Origin of the sequence: Levilactobacillus brevis, from assembly GCA_021383565.1 — a bacterium.
Lineage (GTDB): Bacteria > Bacillota > Bacilli > Lactobacillales > Lactobacillaceae > Levilactobacillus > Levilactobacillus brevis_B.
Map to the genome: position 1 here is coordinate 264,259 of CP079699.1, position 25,186 is coordinate 289,444.

Genomic DNA, 25,186 nt, shown 5'->3' on the forward strand with positions numbered 1-25,186 from the left:
CATCCCACGGAACACGTCTAAGCACTATTTTAGCATATTCTATAGAGAGACCGAAATAAGCAAATAAATTGTGAAAAAAACTTGCAAATTCTTTCACAAGATGAACGGTTATGCTATAATCTATAAGAAAGTTGATTTCACAATCCAGACAATTATTTAAATATTAGGCTATCGCTTGTGAATGGTAGCCCGTTTCTTTGATTAGGAGGTCTCGTTTTTGACAGAACAAAAAATCCCTCGGGCGACAGCCAAACGTTTGCCCATCTACTATCGCTATCTCAATATTTTGCTAGACGCTGATAAGACCCGAGTGTCTTCGACTGAATTGTCCGAAGCCGTTAAGGTCGATTCCGCAACAATTCGTCGAGACTTTTCGTATTTCGGTGCGCTCGGTAAGCGGGGATACGGTTATGACGTTGAAAGTTTAATCAAGTTCTTTAAGAAGATTTTGAATCAGGACCGCCTTACCAGTGTTGCCCTGATTGGGGTAGGAAATTTAGGCCATGCGCTGTTGAACTTTAATTTCCACCAGGACAGTAACGTCCGGATCAGTGCCGCCTTTGACGTGAAGCAAGAGATTGCCAACACGATTCAAAGCGGGGTGCCAATCTATCCGATGACGGATCTGCGGACCCAACTGGAAGAACAGCAGATTGAAGTGGCCATCTTGACGGTTCCCTCGCAAGTGGCCCAAGAGGTCACCGATGAAGCCGTATCTGGCGGGGTCAAAGGGATCTTGAACTTCACACCGCTACGTATCACGGTGCCCAAGGGTGTCCGGGTTCAAAATGTGGATTTGACCAACGAGCTACAAACGTTGATTTATTTCCTGGAACACTACAATAATTTAAGCTAACGACTGAATCGTAATCCTGCGGGGTTGCGATTTTTTTGACCAAAAGTTTGGGGTAGCCCTGGGATGAGCCGGCCGCCGTATCATTCGTCCCAGATGAGTTGAAAAGCTTGGAACCCTAGGCGTCACGGGCCAGCGCGGTGGTTACCCGGAATTTGTTTGTCAAATTCCTTGATTTTTATAGGGAAAAACCATATATTAGATATTGTTGATTAGCACTTATGTTAGTCAAGTGCTAATAGTGCTAAAAAGTAAGTTTATTGGAGGGATTCAAGTGTTAAAACCATTAGGAGACCGCGTCATTTTGGATCAACCAGAAGAAGAAGAAACCACGGTTGGCGGCATTGTGCTCGCAAGTAACGCTCAAGAAAAGCCACAAACGGCAAATGTTGTTGCTGTCGGTGATGGCCGTGTGTTAGACAATGGCGAAAAGGTAGCCCCAACTGTTAAGGTTGGCGACAAGGTATTGTTTGATAAGTACGCTGGTACTGAAGTAAAGTACCAAGACGCCACTTACCTTGTTTTACACGAAAAGGATTTAGTCGCCGTTATCGACTAATCTTTTCCCACTTAAGAAGACTATCCAAATAATTCAAAAATTTTAGTATGAGGTGAATGAATAAAATGGCTAAAGAATTGAAATTTTCTGAAGACGCCCGCAGCAAGATGCTTGCCGGGGTTGATAAGTTAGCTGATACGGTAAAGACTACCCTTGGACCTAAAGGCCGCAACGTGGTTTTGGAACAAAGCTACGGTAACCCAACCATCACTAACGATGGGGTAACGATCGCCAAGTCCATCGAACTTGAAGATCACTTCGAAAACATGGGGGCTAAGTTAGTCTCCGAAGTTGCTTCCAAGACCAACGATATCGCTGGTGATGGGACCACCACGGCCACTGTTTTGACGCAAGCCATCGTTAACGAAGGCATGAAGAACGTCACGGCCGGTGCCAACCCTGTCGGCATTCGTCGCGGGATCGAAAAGGCTACGAAGGCCGCCGTTGATGGTTTACACAAGATGTCACATGACGTGAAGACCAAGGACGACATTGCCCAAATCGCTTCTATTTCATCAGCTAGCCAGGAAACTGGTAAGTTAATCGCTGACGCCATGGAAAAGGTTGGTAACGATGGGGTTATCACCATTGAAGAATCCCGTGGTGTTGATACTAGCTTGGACGTCGTTGAAGGGATGCAATTCGATCGTGGCTACATGTCACAATACATGGTTACCGACAACGATAAGATGGAAGCCAACTTGGACAACCCTTACATCTTGATTACCGACAAGAAGATTGCCAACATTCAAGACATCTTGCCATTGTTGCAATCTGTTGTTGAACAAAGCCGTTCACTGCTGATCATTGCTGATGACATTACCGGTGAAGCTTTACCTACGTTGGTTCTGAACAAGATGCGTGGGACCTTCAACGTGGTTGCTGTTAAGGCACCTGGCTTTGGTGACCGTCGGAAGGCAACCTTGCAAGATATCGCTGTTCTGACTGGTGGGACGGTCATCACTGATGACTTAGGTCTCAACTTGAAGGACACGACCATCGATCAATTAGGCCAAGCACAAAAGGTTAACGTTACTAAGGACAACACCACTGTGGTTGAAGGTGCTGGTGCTAAGGATCAAATCGCTAACCGGGTTGCTGAAATCAAGGGCCAAATCGAAGAAACGACTTCTGACTTCGACCGTGACAAGTTGAAGGAACGTCTGGCTAAGTTAGCCGGCGGGGTTGCCGTTGTTCGGGTTGGTGCCGCAACCGAAACTGAATTGAAAGAACGTAAGTACCGCATTGAAGATGCCTTAAACGCAACGCGTGCCGCTGTTGAAGAAGGCTTCGTTGCTGGTGGTGGGACTGCTTTGATCAACGTGATCAAGGACGTTGCCGCTGTCAAGGCTGAAGGCGACGAACAGACCGGGGTTAACATTGTGCTCCGTGCCCTGGAAGAACCTGTACGCCAAATCGCTGAAAATGCTGGTGTTGAAGGTTCCGTTGTCGTTGAACACCTCAAGGGTGAAAAGGAAGGCATCGGTTACAACGCTGCCGACGACCAATACGAAGACATGGTTAAGGCCGGGATTACCGACCCAACCAAGGTTACCCGTTCTGCTCTGCAAAACGCTGCCTCTGTTTCCGCATTGTTGTTGACGACTGAAGCCGTTGTGGCCGACAAGCCAGAAGACAACCCAGCTCCTGCAGCACCTGCTAACCCAGCAGGCATGGGCGGTATGATGTAAAAATTTAACCCACTAGTTCGCTAGTGCGTTGAGCGAAAGGGCCAATCGGATTTTCCGGTTGGTCCTTTTTCTATATGGTTATTAAGCGTGATAGGGACGTGTCTCGGGCGTTATTACCGGTGCCCCGTAGTGAGTTGTCCGAGCAGAAACAAGCGGGAAAGATTGGGAAAACAGGCACTCTACGCAGTGTCACTGGTGGGCTTGGGTAGGCATCCATTTAGAACGGGAGGAACCCTGGTCAGCGGTTTGAACAGTGAACAAGAAATCCCATAAAATTTCACAATCCCATGAATAGCAGGTAAAACGCTTTCTTTTGCCGTAGGTCAACCTTGGGGAATTGACGGTCACTGCGGGATACCACACCATTTGCGGTTTTCTTAGTTGCTATGCTGAACAAGAGTGGTATTGTGGAGTTAGTTGTAGTAGAATTACGTTTGCGTTTGAATTTGGAACGAATTAATTAAGACTTTTTAGGCGGGTGCAAGCCCGTTTTCATTATTTATGGGATAAGGAGTAAGTAGTCATGTGGCGTTATTTAAAGCGGGTTTTGATTGGAAAACCCCTAAAGACCATGGATGAAGGCGGTCAGGCACTGACGAAGTTTAAGGCATTGGCCTTACTGTCATCTGACGCATTGTCCTCCGTGGCTTATGGTACTGAGCAAATTACGACAGTTCTGATTACCTTATCCGCGGCAGCTTTGATGTATCAATTGTGGGTTGCGGCGCTGGTCTTAGTCCTGTTGTTTGCGATCACGCTTTCTTACCAACAGATTATCCATGCCTATCCGACCGGTGGTGGCGCCTACGTGGTTGCCAGTACCAACTGGGGGCAGTCGGCCGGCTTAGTTGCCGGGGGATCGCTGCTGGTTGATTATATGCTGACCGTGGCGGTTTCCACGACATCTGGGACCGAGGCGATTACCTCGGCCATACCGGCACTCTCACCTTATTCGGTGTTGGTTTCGGTATTGATTGTGATTGGAATCATGCTGTTGAATTTACGGGGGATGCGCGAATCCGCGGCATTCCTCACCGGTCCGGTTTATTTCTTCATTCTGATGATTGTCGTTATGATCGGGGTGGGCTTCTATAACATTGTGACCGGGAACATTACCTACCACGCTTCGGCACGGCTAGGCGGTTCCGTCTCCGGCATGACACTGTTGCTGTTCTTCCGGGCGTTCTCGTCTGGGTCTTCTTCCCTAACCGGGGTGGAAGCTATCAGTAATGCCGTGCCAAACTTTAAGAAGCCCAAGAGCCACAATGCATCGGCGACGTTGGCAATTATGGCGACCATCTTGGCCATCTTCTTCGGGGGCATCACGTTCCTTAGTTACTACATGGGGATTCGGCCCGAAGCCAGCCAAACGGTGCTCTCGCAAATTGGGGTCGGCGTTTTTGGTCACGGGGTTATCTACTATTTGTTACAACTGTCAACGGCTTTGATCTTAGCCGTTGCCGCCAACACCGGGTTCTCGGCCTTTCCAATTCTGGCCTACAACCTGGCGAAGGATAAGTTCTTACCTCACGCGTACCTGGACCGGGGGGATCGGTTGGGCTACTCCAACGGGATTATTTCCCTGGCGGTTGGCGCGATTGTCCTCATCTTCATCTTCCACGGGCAAACGACGCTGTTGATTCCACTGTATGCGGTCGGGGTTTTCGTACCGTTTACCTTGTCACAATCTGGCATGATTATTCACTGGTTCCGTACGCGAGAAGGGTTCTGGCAGGGGAAGGCCTTTATCAACTTGATTGGAGCGCTGATTTCGGTGGTCCTGGTCATCTTCCTCTTGTTCCTGCACTTCGCCAACGTTTGGCCATACCTGATCATCATGCCCCTGCTGCTGTTGCTGTTCTACCGCATTCACCAACATTACAAGAAGGTTGCTCGGCAACTGCGGGTGGCAGCCAAGACCAAGGCTGATATGCACGAATACGATGGGGCAACGGTCATTGTGTTGGTCAGCAACATCACTCGGGTGACGGCCGGGGCCATCAACTATGCGCGGTCCATTGGGGATTACGTCATCGCGATGCACGTGTCCTTCGACGAGAATCCGGAGAAGGAACACAAGACGGCTCAGGAATTCAAAGAAGAATTCCCGGACATCCGTTTCGTGGATATTCACTCGTCTTACCGGTCGATTGCGACGCCAACGTTGCGGTTCTGTGATGTCATTGCCAAACGGGCGGCTGAACGAAACTTTACCACCACGGTATTGGTTCCACAGTTTGTGCCGCGGCATCCTTGGCAAAACGTCCTGCATAACCAGACGGCGTTACGCTTACGGACGACCTTGAACTCACGAGAAAACATTATTGTCTCGACTTATAACTATCACTTGAAAGAGTAGTACCGAAAGGCCCGCAAAACCAATTTGGTTTTGCGGGCCTTTTACATAGGTTAAAAGTAGAATTAACGCATTAGGTTCTGTAACAACAGTGTTCTTTCCGCTAAAATTTGTGAAACCAGAGGTCGGTGCCTGCTATGAAGGCCACCGCCAGCCCTAGTAATCTCTGGCGGAGTGATGCTTACAATAACACCGGCGTTTGGCGAGCGGCAGGGCAGCGACCAAGCTACCGCAATCCCACCAGCGAGGCGAATGGGGGCACGAGGAGGTCGACCACAATGGAGATGATGACCACCGCAATCGAGGCCATGGACCCTTGAATGGAGCCCAGTTGAACGGCCTTGGCCGAGCCAACGGTGTGTCCAGCCGTCCCCAACCCTAATCCGGCACCAATCGGGTCTTTGTCAATCCGGAAGAATTTAACCAGCCAGTCGCCCAGCGCGTAAATGATGACGGAGTTGAGGATGCAGGCCGTCGCCGTGACCGCACCGACCCCGCCAATGGCATTGGAGATGGGCATGGCGATGGCCGTAGTCGCCGCCTGAGGGAGCATGGAGGCAATTCCCACCGTGTCGAGGCCAATGAGCTTAGCCGCCTCGTAGATCACCAGCAGTGAGATGCTGAGGCCAATGATGAGGGACAAAATGATTTCTAGCCAAAAGCGTTTGACAATGTCGTTCCGGCGATAAAGCGGTACGGCAAAGGCAATGGTGGCGGGATTTAAGAACCAGAAGATGATGTCGCCCCCGGGCTTGTAGGCCGATCGGTAGAAGGTCTCCGTTGAGGTGCCGAAGGTCTTGGCTAGTAGAAACAGGACCAGGATACCGAGAACCATACCGACAAAGAGCGGTTGGAAGAGGAAGAAGCCCTTACTGATCTTGAAGAGCCACTGACCAATTAAGTAGACGACCAGCGATAAGAAGATACCAAAGATGGCATTACCAGCGGTGGAGCCGTCGGCGTTGAGTCCGAGACCGTCGCCGAGCCATTTGCCCCACAACGCTAAATTGGGGTTTTCCGCTAAAATTAACATGTTATAACCTTCTTCGTTTAGGCGCTAAAGTGTCGACTCTTGCTTCACCGCACAACTACGGTGAAACAGGTGTTGCCGAAGCCAGATTAGTCCAACGGCGGTGTAGCTGACCAGCACCAGCATGACGATGGTGGCAATCAATACGACGGCCGTGATCTGCAAGCCCTGAGCCTTTAAAATATCCAGGCTGGCTGCAAGCTGAACGCCGGCAGGAACAAAGAGAAAAGCAATCAGGCTGATCATGAAATCAGCGAATTTTTCAACTTGACGTAATTTTAAAATATGGGTGGCCAGTAGAGTGTAGAGAATCACAATCCCGATGACTGGCGTAGGGACGGGGAGCGAGGCGGGGAACAGAGGAGAGATCAGACTTGCCACAAAGAGAATTGCAGCGAAGATACTCATCTGGACCAGAATTGGTGCCGGTTGTTCCTCGGTCGTCTCAGTCGTTGAATGCTGTTGAGCCAAGATAAAATCTCCTTTCAAACGCAAAGCTAGGTACTGCGATGCGAGAGAGTTCACAAAGGAAACCTTGGCAGAGGCAGAATGAAACTCACTGTGAAACCGCTCTCAATCGCTCACCATTATTATATGGGATTCGAGCGGCGTGCACAAGTTCGAACTGCGCTGTGACGCGGTTTATAGGGCCACTTGTGCAGTGATCTGGTCCTGCAAGTGACCGAGTGAGGTTTCAAAAAGCTTTTCAGGACGACTATTTTTTCACAAGCGCGGAATTTTTCTTCAAAAGGGGGCCACGATTGGCAGAAACGACCAAAACTAAAATTATTTTTGTTGAATGTGGCTACTTGAGCCCCATGAATGCGGCGAATGGCGGAACGACGATGTCAACCACGATGGAAATAATGACGACCGCGATGGACGCCATGGACCCTTGAATGGATCCCAGTTGCAGGGCTTTGGCAGAACCCACTGTGTGACCAGCCGTTCCTAAGCCGAGTCCGGCGCCGATGGGGTCGTTGTTGATCCGGAAGAATTTAACCAGCCAGTCGCCCAGCGCGTAAATAATGACGGCGTTGAGGATGCAGGCCATGGCGGTAACCGCGGCATTGCCCCCAATCGCGGTGGCAATTGGCATGGCGATCGCCGTGGTTGCGGCTTGTGGTAGCATAGAGGCGATGCCAATGTCGTTGAGTCCGAGGAGCTTGGCTGCGCCGTAAATGAAGAACAATGACGCAATCAAACCAATAATTAAAGACAAAACGATTTCGAGCCAGAACCGCTTGACGACATCATTTCGTCGGTACAGCGGGATAGCAAAGGCAATCGTGGCGGGGTTTAAGAACCAGAAGATGATGTCCCCACCGGGTTTGTAAGCGGACTTATAGAAGGTTGCGGTCGTGGTGCCGAAGAACTTCGCCATGAGGAAGAGGATAAAAATCCCCAATACCATGCCGACGAAGAGGGGTTGGAAGAGGAAGAACCCCTTGCCAATCTTAAAGAGCCATTGGCCGATTAAATAAACTGATAAGGAAAGAAAAATTCCAAAGACGGCATTGCCTGCGGGTGCGCCGGCGGCATTAGTGCCGAGTGCGTCGCCTAACCACTTACCCCAGACAGCCATGTGTGGCGCGGTTGTCAAAATTATCATGAACACTCATCTCTCTTATGCGTTTAAACCGATGACGGAACAACCAATTATGACTTAATATCAACGCTGCGGTGGAAGATGTGCTTCCGAATCCAAATCATGCCGGCGGTAGTATAGGCCACGACGACCAACATGACAATCGTTGCGATTAGGACCACACCCACAATCTGTAGGCCTTGGGTCTTGAGAATGTCCAGGCTGGCGGCCAGTTGAATCCCAGACGGAACGAACAGAAAGGCAATTAGGCTGATCATAAAATCACCAAATTTTTCAACATTCCGGAGCTTGACGATGTGTGTTGCTAGTAGGACGTAGAGTATAATGAGCCCGATAACCGGCGTGGGAACAGGAAAAGATGGCGGGAAGAGGGGCGAAATCAGACTGGAGACAAACAAAATTGCGGCGAAGATCGCCATTTGCACAATGATTGGCGAGGGCTTCTCCTCAGTCTGCTCTGTCGTTTGGGGAACTTTATCTTGGCTAGCCATAGAAAAATCTCCTTTCGATGAAACACCAAATCTAAGTGACCATCAACTCAATTTCACAAGGAAATTAGGCGCCTATTATGAATAAATTAATATGGGCTTAAAATCTCCTGAACTAACCTCATTATATTGGGGCCCTTCTAATTACACAAGCTTAATCTCCGCCATTTCGGTAATTACGGTATATTTATTAACTAATATTGTGACGAATAAAGTAGGCATTTGTTTTCATCAGTTTTTCGCTGAACTAACTAAGTGTTGAATGGAAGATATGAGTTTGTGAAAAATGGTCAGACCAATTGAAAACCTTAACTTTTCTGAACATTCTTAAAATGGCGGTTGTGTTTAAATTGGGAGATTTGTATAATTAGCAAAAGATATGTAGAAAAGAAAGAGGACACTTTATGAGATTTGAGATTATTGTTAGCTTATTTGCTACCATGATTATCTCCGCAGTCCTAACGCCGTTTGTACGCCGCTTCGCGTTTCAAATTGGTGCGGTGGATAAACCGAATCAGCGACGGGTCAATAAGATTCCAATGCCAACGTTGGGTGGCCTGGCGATTTTTATTGCGTTTACTTTTTCAACCATGTTCCTCTTGCGTGACCAGATGCCAACGCAACAGTTGTGGGGCCTGTTCGGCGGTGAATGTATCATTATCGCCGGGGGCATGATTGATGACGTTTTTGAATTAAAGCCACGGCAAAAGGTCATGTTTCAATTGGCCGCAGCCCTGGAAGTTTACTTCGTGGCGGGCGTCCGGATGCGTTACCTGACGTTACCGTTTGTGGGCGTCTGGCACTTTGGCTGGTTGGCCTTGCCGATTACGCTGTTGTGGATTGTGGCCATCGTTAACGCCATCAACCTGATCGATGGGCTGGATGGTCTGGCAACGGGGGTCTCAATCATTGCATTGACGACCACCGGGATTACGGGGTTGTTCTTCTTAAACGTCGCCAACACTTGGGTGGCCATCATGATCTTTGCGTTGGTGGCCGCGATGGTCGGCTTCTTGCCGTATAACTTCTTCCCGGCGCGCATTTATTTGGGAGACACCGGGGCTCAGTTCATTGGATTCATGATTGCCTGTTTCTCGCTGTACGGGTTGAAGAATGTCACGTTTATCTCCGTGATCATCCCCGTGATTATCCTCGGGGTACCCATCACGGATACGGTCTACGCCATGATTCGGCGGATCTTGAATAAGCAACCCATCTCACACGCGGACAAGCACCACTTACACCATCGCTTGATGCAACTGGGCTTGACCCACCGGCAGACGGTACTCGTGATTTACGGGATTGCGCTGATTTTTTCCTTTATTTCACTGCTGTATCCATTGTCCACGATTTGGGGGTCCGTCCTCCTGACGATTGCCATTCTGATTGGTTTGGAACTGTTCGTCGAGGCCATTGGCTTGGTGGGCTCGGATCGCCAGCCACTGTTGCACTGGATTAAGCGTATTGTGAAGCAGTTGACGTCTAAAAATTCAGATTAGTTTTGAGTGACCTCTGTGTCAGGGGCGGTCAAACGATTAAGGGCCGCGTGCTCACCTCATTCGCAGGTGGGGACGCGGCCTTTGCTTATATCTTCCGCAGCTTGGTTGGGAGCTGGACGCCTTGCCGTTCGCGGAATCTAGGCTGGATCGCTGGGGAAGGACGGTCCAAGCCATAGGGCGGTCTCGGACCTTGCTTTGAGCCGGGAACCCGTCGTCTCAAAGTCACCGATTTTGTGGCAAAACTCACCACGAAATCCCCCGGCTGAGCCTAGATTCCGCTTCACTCTCGGCTACGATGGTCAACGGTCAACAAAAATGAGCTCAAGGCCGATACCAGTTGCTTCAGCAGTTGAGTAGTGGGTCGACCCCCGAACTTTAAAAATCCCAATCATTTTCAGTGACAATGCTTGATAACGACGAGACTTGCACTGCTATTATTGTTGTAGCAACGATTAACTATTGTTCATGGCAGGTATTCTGTGTAGCCGTGAGTGAGTCAAATTTGGCGAACGGCAAGGCGACTAGCTCTGCAGTTTACAGCAAAAAAGCCCGGTCGATTGTAAATAGGCAATCGGCCGGGCCTTTCGTAAGACGTGATTTAGTTCAGATATTGGTTAAAGAAGGTAGCCAACTTGTCAAATGGAATCAGATCACGGTTGACGCCACCGTCATACAGGTCGGTATGCACGGCGCCAGGAATCGTCATGAATTCCTTGTTGTCGGTGTACTTGGAGTTGGTCGTCATCTTCTTGTATTCATCCTTACTAAAGTAGTAGGAGTGCGCCTTGTCCCCGTGGACCATCAGAACAGCACTGCGAATTTCGTTGGTGTACTGGTTGATTGGCTGGTTGACGAAGAACATTGTCCCCGTGACGTTCCACCCCTCATTGGAGTTGACGGAACGGGCATGGTAACCGCGATCAGTCTTGTAGTAAGCATTGTAATCGCGGATGAATTGGGGCGCATCGGCGGGGACGGGATCGACCACGCCCCCGGCCCGCTTGTAAGCCCCGCTTTGGTAATCGGCCGTCCGTTGCTGATTGAGGCTGACCTTCAGTTGATGCCGGTCTTCTTCGTTATCGTTGTCATCGAAGTAGCCGTTGGCGTTGACCCGGCTCATGTTGTACATGGTCATGGTTGCGGTGGCCTTCACCCGAGTGTCGAGCGAAGCGGCGTTTAAGGCCATACCGCCCATCCCACAGATACCAATCATCCCTAGTTTGTCGGGATCGACGTTGGGTTGTGTGGCGAGAAAATCAATGGCGGCCTGGAAGTCTTCGGTGTTAATGTCAGGAGAGGCCATGAACCGGGCTTGACCACCACTTTCACCCGTAAATGAGGGGTCAAAGGCAATCGTCAAGAAGCCGCGTTCGGCCATCGTTTGGGCGTAGATACCGGAAGATTGTTCCTTGACGGCACCAAAGGGTCCACTGACCGCGATGGCAGGCAGTTTGCCGGTGGCGTTCTTAGGGGTGTACATGTCGGCGGCTAAGGTAATGCCGTAGCGGTTGTGGAAGGTGACCTTTTGGTGGTCAACTTGGTCACTCTTGGGAAAAGTCTTGTCCCAGTCGGTAGTAAGCGTTAATTTTTCGTTTGTCATTTATCTGACTCCCTTTTCTTTAGTTGGCAGGCAAGAAAGTCCAAACAGTCAATTTGTGATTCGGTCTGGCGCAGTTCTTGTAGGAGATGCTGACGATGTTGCTGTAAGAGTAACTGTGAGTGGGGATGATCACCGGCGTTGAAACTGACTAAAAACTTTTGCGTCAGGCGCGCGTCACATCCTGCATCGGCAAGGTTCTGTTGAATAAGTCCTAATTTGTCATTTACATTAACCATGGCTTGTCCTTCCTTTGCTGTGAGTACAGTTTACCTGCAACCACCAATTATGTATAATACTTAATGAAGATAACTGGTTATTCTGATTAGTTATAACTGCTGATGATTGGAGAGGTGATCACATGGAAATTCGGGTACTCCGTTACTTTGTGGAAGTCGCTAGGCAGTCCAGTATTACGCGAGCTGCCGAGGCCTTACACGTCTCTCAGCCTACGCTATCCAAGCAACTCAAGGATTTGGAAAATGAACTGGGGAAGAAGTTATTTCAACGCAGTAATTACGGGATTACGCTGACTGATGCCGGGATTCTCATGCGTAAGCGGGCGGAAGATATTCTGTCCATGGTCGATAAGACCAGCGCGGAATTTCAGACGATGACGGACCTTACCGGCGGTGACGTTTACATTGGGTGTGCCGAGTCGCAACTCATTGGGCAGTTGACCACGACCATCAAGGAGTTTCGGCACCAGTATCCCGGCCTACGATTTCATTTAATGAGTGGGGAGACCAAGACGGTGACGGAGAAATTGGACCAGGGACTAGTCGACTTCGCGATTATCGTGGAGCCGCCGGACTTGGAGCACTACACGTATCTGGAGGTTCCGGGAGAAGATACCTGGGGGCTGGTGATGCGCCGCGATGATCCGTTGGCCCAAAAACAGACGATTACGGTGGCCGATTTAGCGGATCAGGCTATCATTTGTTCGGAACAGTCAATTCACACCGATATTCCACGGTGGGCTGGCGACCAGACGGCCGATCTGAATTGGATAGGGACAACCAATCTTTTCTTTAATGGATCGGTCTGTGTCCGCAACGGCTTGGGTGTCTTGCTGACATTCAAGGGGCTCTGCGATACCAGCGCCACGAGTGACCTGACCTTTCGTCCGCTGGCCCCACAGCTGACTACGAAGATGTACGTGATTTGGAAGAAATATCAGGTGTTTACGCCGATTGCTGAACGTTTCATCAAGCAACTTCAGACGGATTTCTCCACGGAGACGACTGTTCACAAGTAGGCAATAATAAAGTTGTCAAAAGGCACCAATCTGAAAAAATCAGGTTGGTGCCTTTCATGGTGATGAGCAACTCTAGTTTAGGCGTCCGTGCGGTGGCTAGCGTTGATTTCGACCGGAACCTCGTTGTAAATGACGTCGCCAGTCTTCATGGTCAGCCGGTCACTGAGAAGATTCGTGATAGCCGTGCGGATGGTGTCCACGGCTGTCAGGTCGACGGCAATCGTCACGGTGACTTGTTCGGTGTAGGTCGTGTCACGGACGATAATCTTTTCCTCAGTGAGGTAGTGCGTGAGCCGATCAAAGTTGGGGTAATCCACGGTAATAGCGATCTCTTGCTGGCGAACGCGTTTGACCACGCCCACGGCTTCGATAGCGGTGGAGGTGGCATTGCTATAGGCCCGGATTAGGCCACCGGCCCCCAGCTTAATGCCGCCAAAATAACGGGTGACCACAGCGATAACGTTGTGGAGTTGGTTACGCTGGAGCACCGTAAGAATGGGGACGCCGGCCGTTCCCGAGGGCTCGCCGTTATCGCTCTCTCGTTGAATCTCGTCGTGTTCCCCGAGAACGTACGCCCAGCAGTGATGGGTCGCCTTAGCTTCCCGGTCACTCACCGCGGCAAGGAAGGCCTTGGCTTCGTCTTCGGTAGTTACGCGGGCGATGTCGGTGATGAAGCGTGATTTTTTAATTTCGATGGCGTGTTGGCCGGTCGCTTGAATGGTTAAATAGTCGGTTTCCATAAAAAACACCTTTCTCGAAAATTTTCAGCCACTTTTTACGGAGTTAGTCTCAGTACCACGAGAGGGGCAAAACGTGATGAATGAGTTGTCAGAATTCTTTGGTCGGCGCTTGCCGGCTCAACCAGGAAACGCCCAGTTGGGCCCCGGTGAGCTGGCTATCCAACGGGAGAGTCAGCGTTACCGGTGCCAGCGTTGTCGTCAGTGGATTGCCACCACGGATCGGCTACCCAACGGCGATTGGTACTGCCGGCACTGTTTACAAATGGGCCGGTTGACCTCACAGACTAAATTATACACTATTCCGGAGCCTAACCGGTTCGTAATCCCGACGACACCGGTGCTGACCTGGACCGGGACGCTCAGTGACGACCAGCAACGCGCGGCCCAGGCGGTTTGCAGGTTGGTCCAGCAACAACAGAATCAGTTGCTATGGGCGGTCACCGGTGCCGGTAAGACCGAGATTGTTTATCCGGCGTTGGCGTGGGCCTTGGCACAGGGCTGGCGAGTGGCCTGGGTCTCGCCGCGGGTTGACGTCTGCTTGGAGTTGGCACCGCGGATTCGCCAGGCCTTTCAGACGACCAGTCAATGTCTCTTGTATGGCGAGCAGTCGGTGCCCTATACGTATAGTCAGTTGACGGTCTGTACGACCCACCAATTGTTACGGTTCGAGCGGGCTTTCGATTGGATTATCGTGGACGAAGTGGATGCCTTTCCCTTAGCGACCAGTCCGTTGCTGCAGACGGCCATCACGCGTGCCGAGAAAGTTTCCGGTCGCCACCTTTATTTAACAGCGACACCCGGTGAATCCTTACAGCGTCAGATTAGACGGCACGAGGTTGCGACAACGTACTTACCGTTGCGCTATCACGGTTTCTTACTGCCACGGCTACAAGTGAGATTGGCATGGCGGTGGCGGACTCTTCTGGAGAAGTCCCGGTTGCCGGCGGCGTTGGTACGACAATTACTGGCCTATCAGCAGGTGGGGCAACGTTTTCTGCTGTTCGTTCCGCACGTGCGTGATCTAGACGCCGTGATGGCCGCATTGATACATGCCAAAATTAAAGGCGGGGTCAGCGTACACGCAACCGATGAGCAGCGTACGGACAAGGTGCAAGCGCTGCGCGAACGTCGGGTGGCCTTTCTCGTGACCACTACGATTTTAGAGCGTGGCGTGACCTTTCCTAACATTGCCGTGGTCATCTTAGGCGGAGACGATGCCATCTTTTCCACGGCAGCCCTGGTACAGATTGCCGGTCGGGCAGGGCGGCACGCGGACTTTCCCCGTGGTGAAGTCACCTGCTACGTCCAGAGTCAGACACGGGTGGTGCGTCGCGCCCAGCGTATGATTGATCAACTGAATCGGCAGGGGAAGCGCCGGGGCGGGCGGTGGCCAGCATGACCCGCTGTGTCTGGTGTCAACAGCGCTTCCAACCCAGCGTCGCGCTACGGGATCTTTTGAGCTGGCGACCGTTGCCAGTACCGCCACTTTGCCCACGTTGTCAGGACCGATTCGTCCCCATTACGGCCCAGCATTGTCCGGACTGCGGCCGCCAACAGGAGCAGGCCGTTCGCTGCCACGACTGTGAACGCTGGGGGATGGAAAGCCTACAGAATCGAGCACTCTTTCGCTATGATGTGGGGATGAAGGCCTACATGCAACAGTATAAATTTCAGGGGGATTACGCGTTGCGTAAGGCCCTTCAGGCGCCACTCCAGCGGGCACTGGCTCAGCAGGATTATGATATTTTAGTCCCCATTCCTATCGATCAACAGACGTGGCTGACGCGAGGCTTCAATCAGGTCACGGGGTGGCTGCGGGGCCAACCTTATCACCAAGCACTGGTGGTGAAGGCCACGCACAAGGCTCAGCCGCAATCGGCCAAGACCCGGGCCCAACGGTTGCTCACACCACAGCCATTTCAACTGGATCCACGAGTGGCGCCAATCCTAGTTAATCAACGGGTTTTGCTATTAGATGACGTCTACACCACGGGGCGGACTTTGCGGCACGCCGCCGCGCAAATTTATTTGGGTGGCGCGAAAGCGGTTACTAGCCTGACTTTAGCGCGTTGAGGCCGATTAAATTTCGTGAGAATAATTGTTTCTGGTAGGGCTTTCTATTATAATAATAGTAAGCAAAGCATATTAGAAGAGTGGTCCTTCTAATGCTGAGCAAACCGAGTTTATCTTGGTTGAAGGGAGAGAAGTTTTATGCTCACATTTAATATTCGTGGTGAAAACATCGAAGTTACTGACGCAATACGGGATTACGTTGAAAAGCGTATCAGCAAGTTGGAGAAATATTTCGACAACAAAGTTGAGGCAATTGCGCATGTCAACCTGAAGGTCTACCAAAACAAGACGGCGAAGGTTGAAGTAACAATCCCACTCCCATACTTGACATTACGGGCAGAGGAAACTTCTCCGGACTTATATGCAAGTGTTGATTTGGTTACCGATAAGCTGGAACGGCAAATTCGCAAGTTCAAGACCAAAGTTAACCGTAAGTCCCGGGAGAAGGGCTACAAGAATCTCGACTTCGCACCGGAAGCTACGGAACCAGATCCAGCTGAAAGTAAGGAGTTAGAGGTTGTTCGGACCAAGCGCGTTTCGCTGAAGCCAATGGATAATGAAGAGGCTGTTCTGCAAATGGACATGTTAGGCCACGACTTCTTTATCTACGAAGATGCTGAAACGAACGGCATTAGCATTGTGTACCGTCGTAACGACGGCCGCTATGGTTTGATCGAAGCCGACGACCAATAAACCAATAATGTTAACAACTAACGAAGCACTGCCTAGCGCGGTGCTTTTTTAGTGCTCAGTTAAAGCGGTGAAGTCTTTCGATGAGCGGAGAGGACGGCGAGAGTAGCAGGGAGAGTTGGTGGCGTAACGGGTAGCCGCTGTAACCGGAAGCCAGTGTTTGTTTGCTCACCCTACCAAGCTGTACAGCGTCAGCGCCTCGTCTTTGCAGGGATGCCACGCGGTTCATAGAATAGAAGGTAACCCGGTCATTTAGGTGTCGAACTGGCCGATTGGTATTTCGGTTTTTGCCGGTGTGGCGCAATAGTTGAGGGGGCTCATCCATTCGGCTGATTGTCATGGGATTGTTAAGCAACTGTTAAGCAAAAAGACAATACTTTCACCGATGAATCTGGTAAAATTAATAAGATTACTCCTGGACTTCCGGGCAGTTCCCACAGTATCAGTGGTGGGTTGGCGGGAGGTTCGACTTGATATAGGTGAAACAATAACTGACGGTGGGGGAATTTTAACTAAGGATAATGCGAAAGAAAGCGGTTTTACGGCATTTACATGATTAGAAAAGTTTCATCTTAGCCGGGTTAGTGTTAAAATGTAGATTGATTTATTGTCAAAATAAATGATTTAAATCCTATCCCTCGCGCGATGCAGATACCTTGATTGATGCGAGGAATATTCTTGTAATGGGGTTTGTGATTTTATCAATTACTCAAATGTCCGCGCCGCAACCTGCGGACAGTAACGATCCGGGTTATTGGGATGGTGATCCACCCCGGATAAATTGCGAACACGGCGTTTGGTGTCGTGGTTGCGAGCTTCTAATGCAAGTTAGAAGTGGTTGACGACGACTTATTAAAATGTACTGAAGGGAATTCTCACATGGCAAATATTTTAAAACGATGGGTCGAAAGTGATCGACGGACTTTACGACGCCTCAGTAAATTAGCGGATCAAGTCGGCGCTTACGCTGATGAATACGCAAAGCTTTCGGATGAAGATCTGCAAGCAAAAACGCCTGAATTGAAGCAACGCTATCAGGATGGCGAAACTTTGGACGACTTACTGCCTGAGGCTTTTGCTGCTGTCCGTGAAGGCGCTAAGCGGGTCCTTGGCCTTTACCCATTCCACGTGCAAATTATGGGAGGAATTGTGCTTCATGAAGGTAACATTGCCGAAATGAAGACCGGTGAAGGGAAGACCTTGACCGCCACAATGCCCGTTTACCTGAACGCCTTAGCCGGCGAAGGGGTTCACGTGGTTACGGTTAACGAATACTTATCCGCACGTGATGCCACTGAAATGGGTGAGTTGTACAACTGGATGGGCTTGACCGTCGGGTTAAACTCCGCCGAAAAGTCACCAGAAGAGAAGCGTGAAGCCTACAAGGCTGATATCACGTACTCGACCAACGGGGAAATCGGGTTCGATTACCTGCGGGATAACATGGTGGTATACAAAGAAGATATGGTCCAACGGCCATTGAACTTTGCGATTGTCGATGAAGTTGACTCCATCTTAATTGATGAAGCGCGGACCCCATTGATTATTTCTGGTCAGTCTGAAGGGACGAGTGCGCTCTATCAACGGGTGGACCGGTTCGCAAAGACGTTGCACGAAAAGGAAGACTTTAAGATCGACCTTGAATCTAAGACGGTGGCGCTGACCGACGTCGGGATTGAAAAGGCTGAAAAATACTTCAACTTAAAGAACTTATACGACACGGACAACACCGCGTTAACCCACCATATGGACCAGGCCTTACGGGCTAACTTCATCATGTTGCGGGATAAAGACTACGTGGTTCAAGATGGTGAAGTCTTGATCGTTGATTCCTTTACTGGACGGGTGATGGAAGGTCGTCGGTACTCCGATGGTCTGCACCAAGCCATCGAAGCCAAGGAAGGCGTTGAGATTCAAGAAGAAACTAAGACTATGGCCAACATCACGTACCAAAACTTATTCCGGATGTACAAGAAACTTGCCGGGATGACTGGGACGGCCAAGACCGAAGTTGAAGAATTCCGGGAAATCTACAACATGGACGTTATCTCCGTGCCAACCAACAAACCGGTGGTCCGGGTCGATGAACCTGACCTGTTGTACCCAACCTTGGAATCCAAGTTCGATGCCGTGGTTAAAGAAATTAAGATGTTACACGCAAAGGGTCAACCGATGTTAATCGGGACCGTGGCCGTTGAAACGTCCGAATATATTTCACAACGGTTGGACCAAGAAAACATTCCGCACGTGGTCTTGAACGCTAAGAACCATGCCAAGGAAGCTGACATTATTCAAAATGCCGGCCAACGGGGCGCGGTAACGATTGCGACCAACATGGCCGGGCGGGGGACCGATATTAAATTGGGACCCGGCGTGGTTGAAATTGGTGGTTTAGCCGTTATCGGGACTGAACGACACGAGTCACGGCGGATTGATAACCAGCTTCGTGGACGTTCCGGTCGGCAAGGTGACCCTGGTATGACCCAGTTCTACCTGTCTTTGGAAGATGACTTGATGCGCCGGTTCGGTTCCGAACGGGTCAAGAGCTTCCTGGAACGGATGAACGTGGATGGTGAGGACGCCGTTATTCGGAGTCGGATGATCACCAAGCAAGTTGAATCCGCGCAGAAACGGGTTGAAGGGAACAACTACGACTCCCGGAAGAACGTGCTGCAATATGATGATGTTATGCGGCAACAGCGTGACGTGATCTATGGCGAACGGAACCAAGTGATCAACCAGGATAAGTCCCTCAAGTGGGTCTTAATGCCGATGATCAAGCGGACCGTCGACCGGGTGGTTAACTTGCATACGCAAGGTGACCAATCCGATTGGGACCTAGATACGTTACTGGACTTCGGGATTTCCGCAATGGTTTCACCAGACAAGATTAGCCTAAGCGATCTGCAAGGCAAGTCGGCTGATGAAATCAAGGCCTTCTTCATGGGCTTAGCCGAAGATGTCTACCAAGAAAAGCAGAAGCAACTCTACGATCCAGCACAGATGTTGGAATTCGAAAAGGTTGTGCTGTTACGTTGTGTGGACTCTCACTGGACCGACCACATCGACACCATGGACCAATTGCGTCAATCAATTGGACTACGGGGTTATGGTCAGTTGAACCCATTAGTTGAATATCAACAAGAAGGATTCCGGATGTTCGGTGAAATGATCTCTGACATCGATTACGATGCCACTCGTCTATTCATGAAGTCAGAAATTCGACAAAATATTACCCGTTAGTGCGGGAGATGACGAGGCGGGAAGCAATTCCGGCCTCGTTTTGTCTAAACGTGACTTGTTTGTCCGCTTGCCTGCCGCCTTGCCGTTCGCAAAATATGCGCTGGAACGCGGTGGGGAGGACGGTCAAAGCCTGAGGAGCGGTCTTTGACCTCGCTTGGAACCGCCAAGATCGCGTTTCCAAGTCGCCATTTTCTAAGCAACCCGCTTAGAAAATCCCACGGCTGAGCGCATATTTTGCTTCACTCTCGGCTAGAGTGCTGTGTGGGCATCAGAGCTTCGATCAGATGGCTGGTTTGCTCCAACGCGAAGACGACAATAACGCGACTATCATTGCCGGAGGAGGTCAGTAATGGAGCCAGCCGTGACGACGGTGTTAGCTGGCGTTTCTTCAGCCAGGTTACACCGTGGGGCGACTTGGGAGACTTGCGTGTTTTGCAAGGCTTCTAAGCGAGGTGGAAGCCCGCTCTTTGGCTGGAACCGTTCCCCACAGCAGGCGGAATTGCTGACAGCCGCAGGCACGGATGTGGACTTGTTGAATTAAGAAGTGTAGCTATCTTTTGGAAAACCCAAAATCAAAATCTAATTAAAAAAGGAGCCAACCACGATGGAATTAAGCGATGCAAAACGTGACATTGCCACCATGAAGGAACAACTTGCCGGCTTTAGGGGGTCACTTTGACTTTGATGCCCTGAGTGAGAGCATCAGTGTCAATGAAGGCCAGATGGCCCAACCGGGATTCTGGGACAATGCGCAGTCAGCCCAAAAGCTGATTGACGAAACCAATGAAATGAAGAAAAAGGTCGAGGAATTCAAGAAACTCAGCGACCAGATTGATGATTTGGAAGTCGCCGTATCTCTGCTACAAGAAGAACCAGACCCCGACATGCAAGCCGAGTTCGAGCAGAACTTCAAGACCGCCCAGGCGGCGCTACATCAGTACAGCCTGAACCAATTATTGAATCAGAAGTATGACAAAAACAATGCCATCCTCGAAATTCATCCGGGGGCGGGGGGCACGGAATCCCAAGACTGGGGTGAAATGCTCATGCGGATGTACACGCGTTGGGCAGAACAACACGACTTCAAGGTCACGGTCTTGGATTATCAACCCGGCGAAGTCGCCGGTCTGAGCAGTGCTACGTTGCTAATTGCCGGGCACAACGCCTACGGTTATTTACGCTCCGAGAAGGGTGTTCACCGACTGGTGCGGATTTCACCGTTTGATTCGGCCGGACGGCGGCACACCTCGTTTGCCTCGGTTGACGTCTTGCCAGAGCTGGATGACACCGTGGATATTGAAATCAATCCGGCCGATTTGAAGGTCGATGTGTACCGGGCTTCCGGGGCTGGGGGTCAACATGTCAACAAGACCTCCTCGGCCGTGCGAATCACGCATATTCCGACCGGGATCGTCACGCAGAGTCAGGCGCAACGGTCACAGCTACAGAACCGGCAAACGGCCCTGGGCATGTTGCGGGCGAAGTTGTATGAACGCGAAGAAGAGAAGAAGGCCAAGGAAAAGGCGGCCATCGAGGGTGAGCAGATGGATATTGGTTGGGGATCACAGATTCGCTCCTACGTCTTCCATCCCTACACCATGGTGAAGGATCACCGGACGGACTACGAGACCGGCAACGGGCAGGCCGTCATGGACGGTGACCTAGACCCCTTCATCGATGCGTACTTGCAATGGCAATTGAGCCAGAAAAATCCAGACTAACGATTCATGAGGGGCCACGAACGTCGTTTCTTTCGGCGGCCTCGGATCGGTGGTTAACGGTGAGATAGTCGTAAGCGAAAATCATTGGGCGGGTAACACGAATGTCGTGCGACCCGCTTTTCTTTCATGCTATACTGGGGTCAGTTATTTTTTCAAGAAAGGTGTCGATGACATGCGGATAGTTATTGCGTGTGGCAGTTACCTCCTCCAACTGATGGTTTGGGTGGCGGTACTGCGGTTGTGGGTGACGAGTCGCTCACGGATTAAGCACGAACGGCAAAATTTTGGGAGTGCCGTTTACAGCGATCATTTTGAATTGCGTCATTTCTTAACTCAGGGGCTGGTGTTGGGGGCCGCCCTATCGGTAGTGAACGTGCTGGTTGGGTTCAGCCTGCCACTGCTGTGGGTTGTGATTTATGAACTCCTGGCGGTGGTGACTCTGATTGTTCTACCGACCACCGTCTTACCCCTAACGTTAATTGTGGTGAGCACGCTCATCACGATTGGCGCCAGCACCTTGGGGGGACCTTACATAGCCGAGCTTCCCAGCTTGGCACCGACCGGTCTGAAATGGGGGCTGAACGCTGTGCCGGTCCAGAATTACCTGTGGCTGGCGGCCTTCTTCTTCCTGATTTTAGGGCACTGGTTGTCACGGTATGGCGGTCGCTTCACGGCCCCTCGAATCTACGCGAAGCAACGGGGCAAGCGCATCGCTGGCTATCCTTGGCGAGAATTCTTAGTCTTGCCAATGGTCACACTGGTTCCCGGCGACTGGTTTGCCAGTCATTGGGCCTTTTGGCCGTTGCTGACGATTCACGGCCAGACCTTTGCCGTACTGGTTGTGCCGTTACTTGTGGGACTACGGTTTACCGTTTTCCGGCAGGTGCCCCGAGTCGTCTATCAAGGCATTGCCAAAAAGTTGGTATGGTTGGCTCTGGCGGCGCTGGTTTTCTTCGGTTGGACCATCTACCGGCCCCAAGATGTGGCCATTACCCTCGTCTTATTGTTAGTTGGTTACGCCATCATCCTATGGCGGGCTAAACGTTATGACGCACAGCAACAGTTCTGGTATTCTCAAGTTGATGACGGGGTACGGGTTTTAGCCATCCGGCCACGGACACCGGCAGTAAAGCTTGATTTGGCTGCTGGCGATATTATCTTGGAATGTAACCACCAACCAATCGACAGTGAAACATCCTTTTACGAAGCGCTCTTAATCAATCCCACGTATTGCCACTTGAAGGTGCGCAACATGGCGGGGGAATTGAAGGTGACCGAGACGGCGATTTATGCCGGCGCGCCACATGAAATCGGGATTGTTTTATTTAGAGATCAGGAGGGATAACCCATGAGTAGAGTCCTAGTCGTCGATGACGAACCAGCAATCGTGACCCTCTTGCAGTACAACTTGGAACAGGCAGACTATCAGGTTGTGACTGCAATTGACGGGGAGCAAGCGTTGAATTTGGCACTGCATGAGAAGTTTGATGTGATTTTATTGGATTTGATGCTACCAAAGTTAGATGGTGTTGAAGTGACCAAACGGTTGCGGCAAGAAAAAATCAGCACACCCATCATCATGATTACGGCTAAGACCAGTGAGTTTGATACCGTCTTTGGCCTAGAACTCGGCGCGGATGATTACATCACCAAGCCATTTAGTCCCCGTGAAGTGATTGCGCGCATGAAGGCTGTGATGCGGCGGTACCACGGGGATGAACCGGAAGAAAAGCCAGCGACACCAGCGGCTAATCTGCTACACGTCGCGGATTTGACGATTGACCAGGATAAGTTCCAGGTCAAACGCGGCGACCAGACGATCGAGTTAACCCCCAAGGAATTCGAACTCCTCTTGTTCTTTGCTAAACGGCCGGGTAAGGTGTGGAGCCGTGAACAGTTACTCGAAGGCGTGTGGGGCTTTGACTACAGTGGTCAGACCAGAATGGTCGATATCCACGTGTCCCATTTGCGCGAAAAGATTGAAATTGATCCCAAGCACCCCAAGCTCCTTAAGACCGTTCGCGGCTTTGGGTATACGTTTGAGGCCCAATCATGAAACGCCTACTCGTGGTGTGGCTAACGGTGGGCGTAGCCAATACGCTATTGGTCTGGTTGGTACGGCCGTCACAGCTCGGGATTGCGGTCTTCATCAGCTGGTCGGTGGCCCTCATCGAGACGGCGGGGGTGAGTGTGCTCTTACGATGGGGCGACCAACGGATTGGTATTCTCACCAAGAAGGTCGAAGGGATTCGTCACGCCAAGACACCAGCCCACGTGCTCTTGTCGCCGCATGATCCCTTCTACCAGTTGGCCCTCCAGATTAATTATTTGCAGACGCACCAACGGAAAGTCCAGCGTCAAATGGCCGGACAGAATCAGGAATTTGCGACGCTACTGGATTATCTTCCCATTGGGGTCATGGTGATCGACCGGTATCGAAAAGTTGAACTGGCCAATCCGGCGATGGAGCAGTTCTTACAGCAACAGATTTCACCGCGACGGCATCCATTTACGCAGGACGTCCGGCAGTTCGAGCTGGCCAGCCTCATCAACACGGCGTTAAGCGAATCAACCACCCAGCATCGGGTCCTAAAGTTACCAGGGACACCGCATGAACGGACGGTCGATGCTCAGGCCATTTATACGGAAACGTCTCAGGATTATTTCCAAGTCTTGGTCTTGCTGTATGACGTAACGGAGGTCTACGCGGTTGAGCAGATGCAGGTGGACTTCGTGTCCAATGCTTCGCATGAACTGAAGACACCGGTGACGGCCATCTCGGGTTTTGCCAAGACGCTCTTGGCCGGCGCTAAGGATGATCCCGAGAAGCTGACGGAATTCTTGAAAATCATCGACGAGCAGAGTGAACGGCTCGTGGAGCTCATCAACGATGTGTTGACGATTTCTCATCTGAAATCTGGTAACGCGGTCGAATTGGCGGAAGTGCCGGTGGGCCAACAGATTGGGATGCAGGTCTCCCTGTTGCAACCATTGGCGGCGGTCAATCAGGTTACCTTGATTAATGAGGTACCGACCGATCTAGTCGCGGCCACGGACCAGCACAAATTTGATCAAATCTTGAAGAACGTCTTGGGTAACGCCATCAAATACAATCGGCCCAACGGCACAGTCACGTTGACAGCGGCGGTGACTGGTAAGACGTGGTCACTACGGATTGCGGATACCGGCGTGGGCATTTCTGCGCAGGATCAACTGCGCGTCTTCGAACGCTTCTATCGAGCGGAAGTCTCTCATTCCAATCAACGGGTGAGCGGTAGTGGCTTGGGCCTCGCCATTGTTCGCGAGTTGGTCGAGTCACTCAACGGTAAGATTGATTTGCAAAGCAAGCTGGACGAAGGGACCACGGTCACTCTGACTTTCCCGGTGAATGCGCCGAGTTAGGGTCGGCAGTGTCCGCCCTCCACAGCAGTTGGTTCGGTCCGTAGCGCAGTTGGCTCAAATTTTTTCATTAATTGAATCGTGCAAGACTGGCGGAATTTGCCCTTAATTGAGGCGGGTTCCGCCATTTTGATGTCGTCATTTAAAATTTGAAACGGTGATCGTGGTTAAACGGATGGCACTGGTCACGTTTGGTCGTATGCGTTGCGATTTGATGGGGATATCAAGGACAGTCACCGTCCTAACTGCCCCCCACAGCAGACGGAACCTCTGGCGGGCGCAGGCAAAGCCCCATATCCATCGTGCCACGATTAACCTGTAGACCGAGTGATTTCGGGAAAAAGTTATCAATACCGGGCAACATTTACATAACCTTTACA

The 25,186-nt window shown here is 50.9% G+C and carries 21 protein-coding genes; 14 read left to right on the plus strand and 7 right to left on the minus strand.

Going from position 1 to position 25,186, the window contains the following annotated elements:
- Window positions 1-217 precede the first annotated feature (217 nt).
- From KB236_01260 to KB236_01275, 4 genes are all read left to right on the plus strand, one after another.
- Window positions 218-856 carry a redox-sensing transcriptional repressor Rex gene (locus KB236_01260; GenBank protein ID UIF29419.1) on the plus strand — a complete coding sequence of 213 codons (639 nt, stop codon included), beginning with the start codon at window positions 218-220 and terminating at the stop codon, window positions 854-856.
- A 271-nt stretch (window positions 857-1,127) separates the two neighbouring features.
- Window positions 1,128-1,412, plus strand: a complete 285-nt coding sequence (gene groES, locus KB236_01265) for a co-chaperone GroES (protein UIF29420.1) — start codon at window positions 1,128-1,130, stop codon at window positions 1,410-1,412.
- Window positions 1,413-1,477: 65 nt separating this feature from the next.
- Window positions 1,478-3,103, plus strand: coding sequence for a chaperonin GroEL (gene groL, locus KB236_01270; protein ID UIF29421.1), 1,626 nt, complete (start codon window positions 1,478-1,480; stop codon window positions 3,101-3,103).
- 523 nt (window positions 3,104-3,626) lie between these two features.
- Window positions 3,627-5,462, plus strand: coding sequence for an APC family permease (locus KB236_01275; GenBank protein UIF29422.1), 1,836 nt, complete (start codon window positions 3,627-3,629; stop codon window positions 5,460-5,462).
- Window positions 5,463-5,685: 223 nt separating this feature from the next.
- On the opposite strand, the gene lrgB (KB236_01280) is transcribed toward KB236_01275, so the two are convergent.
- The 4 genes from lrgB (KB236_01280) to KB236_01295 form a co-directional block, all read right to left on the minus strand.
- The gene (gene lrgB / locus KB236_01280; protein UIF29423.1) at window positions 5,686-6,492 is read right to left on the minus strand and encodes an antiholin-like protein LrgB; all 807 of its coding nucleotides are present in this window, start codon (window positions 6,490-6,492) and stop codon (window positions 5,686-5,688) included.
- Window positions 6,493-6,516: 24 nt separating this feature from the next.
- The gene (locus KB236_01285; GenBank protein ID UIF30256.1) at window positions 6,517-6,897 is read right to left on the minus strand and encodes a CidA/LrgA family protein; all 381 of its coding nucleotides are present in this window, start codon (window positions 6,895-6,897) and stop codon (window positions 6,517-6,519) included.
- Window positions 6,898-7,294: 397 nt separating this feature from the next.
- Entirely contained in the window at window positions 7,295-8,101 is an 807-nt protein-coding gene (gene lrgB, locus KB236_01290; GenBank protein ID UIF29424.1) for an antiholin-like protein LrgB, read from the minus strand.
- A 47-nt stretch (window positions 8,102-8,148) separates the two neighbouring features.
- Window positions 8,149-8,589, minus strand: a complete 441-nt coding sequence (locus KB236_01295) for a CidA/LrgA family protein (protein ID UIF29425.1) — start codon at window positions 8,587-8,589, stop codon at window positions 8,149-8,151.
- A gap of 401 nt (window positions 8,590-8,990) precedes the next feature.
- On the opposite strand from KB236_01295, the gene KB236_01300 reads away from it, so the two are divergent.
- Window positions 8,991-10,085 (plus strand): undecaprenyl/decaprenyl-phosphate alpha-N-acetylglucosaminyl 1-phosphate transferase, encoded by a 1,095-nt coding sequence (locus tag KB236_01300; GenBank protein ID UIF29426.1) that lies wholly within the window; start codon window positions 8,991-8,993, stop codon window positions 10,083-10,085.
- A gap of 598 nt (window positions 10,086-10,683) precedes the next feature.
- On the opposite strand, the gene KB236_01305 is transcribed toward KB236_01300, so the two are convergent.
- Both KB236_01305 and KB236_01310 read right to left on the minus strand, forming a co-directional pair.
- Window positions 10,684-11,685 (minus strand): alpha/beta hydrolase, encoded by a 1,002-nt coding sequence (locus KB236_01305; protein UIF29427.1) that lies wholly within the window; start codon window positions 11,683-11,685, stop codon window positions 10,684-10,686.
- On the minus strand, window positions 11,682-11,921 hold the full coding sequence (locus tag KB236_01310; protein UIF29428.1) for a hypothetical protein: 240 nt from the start codon (window positions 11,919-11,921) through the stop codon (window positions 11,682-11,684). Before KB236_01310 ends, KB236_01305 begins: the two co-directional genes overlap by 4 nt.
- Window positions 11,922-12,043: 122 nt before the next feature.
- Here KB236_01310 and KB236_01315 point away from each other — a divergent pair, with 122 nt between their 5' ends.
- The gene (locus tag KB236_01315; GenBank protein ID UIF29429.1) at window positions 12,044-12,940 is read left to right on the plus strand and encodes a LysR family transcriptional regulator; all 897 of its coding nucleotides are present in this window, start codon (window positions 12,044-12,046) and stop codon (window positions 12,938-12,940) included.
- Between the two features lie 77 nt (window positions 12,941-13,017).
- Here the strand turns inward: KB236_01315 and KB236_01320 are convergent, their stop codons facing one another.
- The gene (locus KB236_01320) at window positions 13,018-13,680 is read right to left on the minus strand and encodes a YigZ family protein (GenBank protein UIF29430.1); all 663 of its coding nucleotides are present in this window, start codon (window positions 13,678-13,680) and stop codon (window positions 13,018-13,020) included.
- 76 nt (window positions 13,681-13,756) lie between these two features.
- On the opposite strand from KB236_01320, the gene KB236_01325 reads away from it, so the two are divergent.
- The 8 genes from KB236_01325 to KB236_01360 all read left to right on the plus strand — a co-directional run bounded on the left by KB236_01325 (window position 13,757) and on the right by KB236_01360 (window position 24,809).
- Window positions 13,757-15,079 (plus strand): DEAD/DEAH box helicase family protein, encoded by a 1,323-nt coding sequence (locus KB236_01325; protein ID UIF29431.1) that lies wholly within the window; start codon window positions 13,757-13,759, stop codon window positions 15,077-15,079.
- A complete protein-coding gene (locus KB236_01330) occupies window positions 15,076-15,753 on the plus strand; it encodes a ComF family protein (GenBank protein ID UIF29432.1) in 678 nt (225 codons plus the stop codon). The genes KB236_01325 and KB236_01330 overlap by 4 nt, the downstream gene beginning before the upstream one ends.
- A gap of 138 nt (window positions 15,754-15,891) precedes the next feature.
- The gene (gene raiA / locus KB236_01335; GenBank protein ID UIF29433.1) at window positions 15,892-16,446 is read left to right on the plus strand and encodes a ribosome-associated translation inhibitor RaiA; all 555 of its coding nucleotides are present in this window, start codon (window positions 15,892-15,894) and stop codon (window positions 16,444-16,446) included.
- A gap of 876 nt (window positions 16,447-17,322) precedes the next feature.
- Window positions 17,323-19,686: a preprotein translocase subunit SecA gene (gene secA, locus KB236_01340; GenBank protein UIF29434.1), complete on the plus strand. Its 2,364-nt coding sequence runs from the start codon at window positions 17,323-17,325 to the stop codon at window positions 19,684-19,686.
- Window positions 19,687-20,290: 604 nt separating this feature from the next.
- Window positions 20,291-21,407, plus strand: a protein-coding gene (gene prfB, locus KB236_01345) for a peptide chain release factor 2 (GenBank protein UIF29435.1) whose coding sequence is annotated in 2 segments (ribosomal slippage) — window positions 20,291-20,362 and window positions 20,364-21,407 — 1,116 coding nt in all. Because the reading frame shifts where the segments join, the coding sequence is not laid out codon by codon here.
- A gap of 172 nt (window positions 21,408-21,579) precedes the next feature.
- Complete coding sequence (locus tag KB236_01350; protein ID UIF29436.1) at window positions 21,580-22,752, plus strand: serine protease; 1,173 nt, start codon at window positions 21,580-21,582, stop codon at window positions 22,750-22,752.
- 3 nt (window positions 22,753-22,755) lie between these two features.
- Window positions 22,756-23,463 (plus strand): response regulator transcription factor, encoded by a 708-nt coding sequence (locus tag KB236_01355; protein ID UIF29437.1) that lies wholly within the window; start codon window positions 22,756-22,758, stop codon window positions 23,461-23,463.
- Entirely contained in the window at window positions 23,457-24,809 is a 1,353-nt protein-coding gene (locus tag KB236_01360; protein ID UIF30257.1) for a PAS domain-containing sensor histidine kinase, read from the plus strand. Before KB236_01355 ends, KB236_01360 begins: the two co-directional genes overlap by 7 nt.
- Window positions 24,810-25,186: the final 377 nt, after the last annotated feature.

Excerpts from the sequence above, each read along its gene's own strand:
- groL (UIF29421.1), top strand. The coding sequence starts at position 1,478 with ATGGCTAAAGAATTGAAATTTTCTGAAGACGCCCGCAGCAAGATGCTT.
- KB236_01330 (UIF29432.1), top strand. The coding sequence starts at position 15,076 with ATGACCCGCTGTGTCTGGTGTCAACAGCGCTTCCAACCCAGCGTCGCG.
- raiA (UIF29433.1), top strand. The coding sequence starts at position 15,892 with ATGCTCACATTTAATATTCGTGGTGAAAACATCGAAGTTACTGACGCA.
- KB236_01285 (UIF30256.1), bottom strand. The coding sequence starts at position 6,897 with ATGAGTATCTTCGCTGCAATTCTCTTTGTGGCAAGTCTGATCTCTCCT.
- secA (UIF29434.1), top strand. The coding sequence starts at position 17,323 with ATGGCAAATATTTTAAAACGATGGGTCGAAAGTGATCGACGGACTTTA.
- KB236_01300 (UIF29426.1), top strand. The coding sequence starts at position 8,991 with ATGAGATTTGAGATTATTGTTAGCTTATTTGCTACCATGATTATCTCC.
- KB236_01305 (UIF29427.1), bottom strand. The coding sequence starts at position 11,685 with ATGACAAACGAAAAATTAACGCTTACTACCGACTGGGACAAGACTTTT.
- KB236_01310 (UIF29428.1), bottom strand. The coding sequence starts at position 11,921 with ATGGTTAATGTAAATGACAAATTAGGACTTATTCAACAGAACCTTGCC.
- KB236_01315 (UIF29429.1), top strand. The coding sequence starts at position 12,044 with ATGGAAATTCGGGTACTCCGTTACTTTGTGGAAGTCGCTAGGCAGTCC.
- KB236_01355 (UIF29437.1), top strand. The coding sequence starts at position 22,756 with ATGAGTAGAGTCCTAGTCGTCGATGACGAACCAGCAATCGTGACCCTC.
- KB236_01295 (UIF29425.1), bottom strand. The coding sequence starts at position 8,589 with ATGGCTAGCCAAGATAAAGTTCCCCAAACGACAGAGCAGACTGAGGAG.
- KB236_01275 (UIF29422.1), top strand. The coding sequence starts at position 3,627 with ATGTGGCGTTATTTAAAGCGGGTTTTGATTGGAAAACCCCTAAAGACC.
- KB236_01320 (UIF29430.1), bottom strand. The coding sequence starts at position 13,680 with ATGGAAACCGACTATTTAACCATTCAAGCGACCGGCCAACACGCCATC.
- lrgB (UIF29423.1), bottom strand. The coding sequence starts at position 6,492 with ATGTTAATTTTAGCGGAAAACCCCAATTTAGCGTTGTGGGGCAAATGG.
- lrgB (UIF29424.1), bottom strand. The coding sequence starts at position 8,101 with ATGATAATTTTGACAACCGCGCCACACATGGCTGTCTGGGGTAAGTGG.
- KB236_01325 (UIF29431.1), top strand. The coding sequence starts at position 13,757 with ATGAATGAGTTGTCAGAATTCTTTGGTCGGCGCTTGCCGGCTCAACCA.
- KB236_01350 (UIF29436.1), top strand. The coding sequence starts at position 21,580 with ATGCGGATAGTTATTGCGTGTGGCAGTTACCTCCTCCAACTGATGGTT.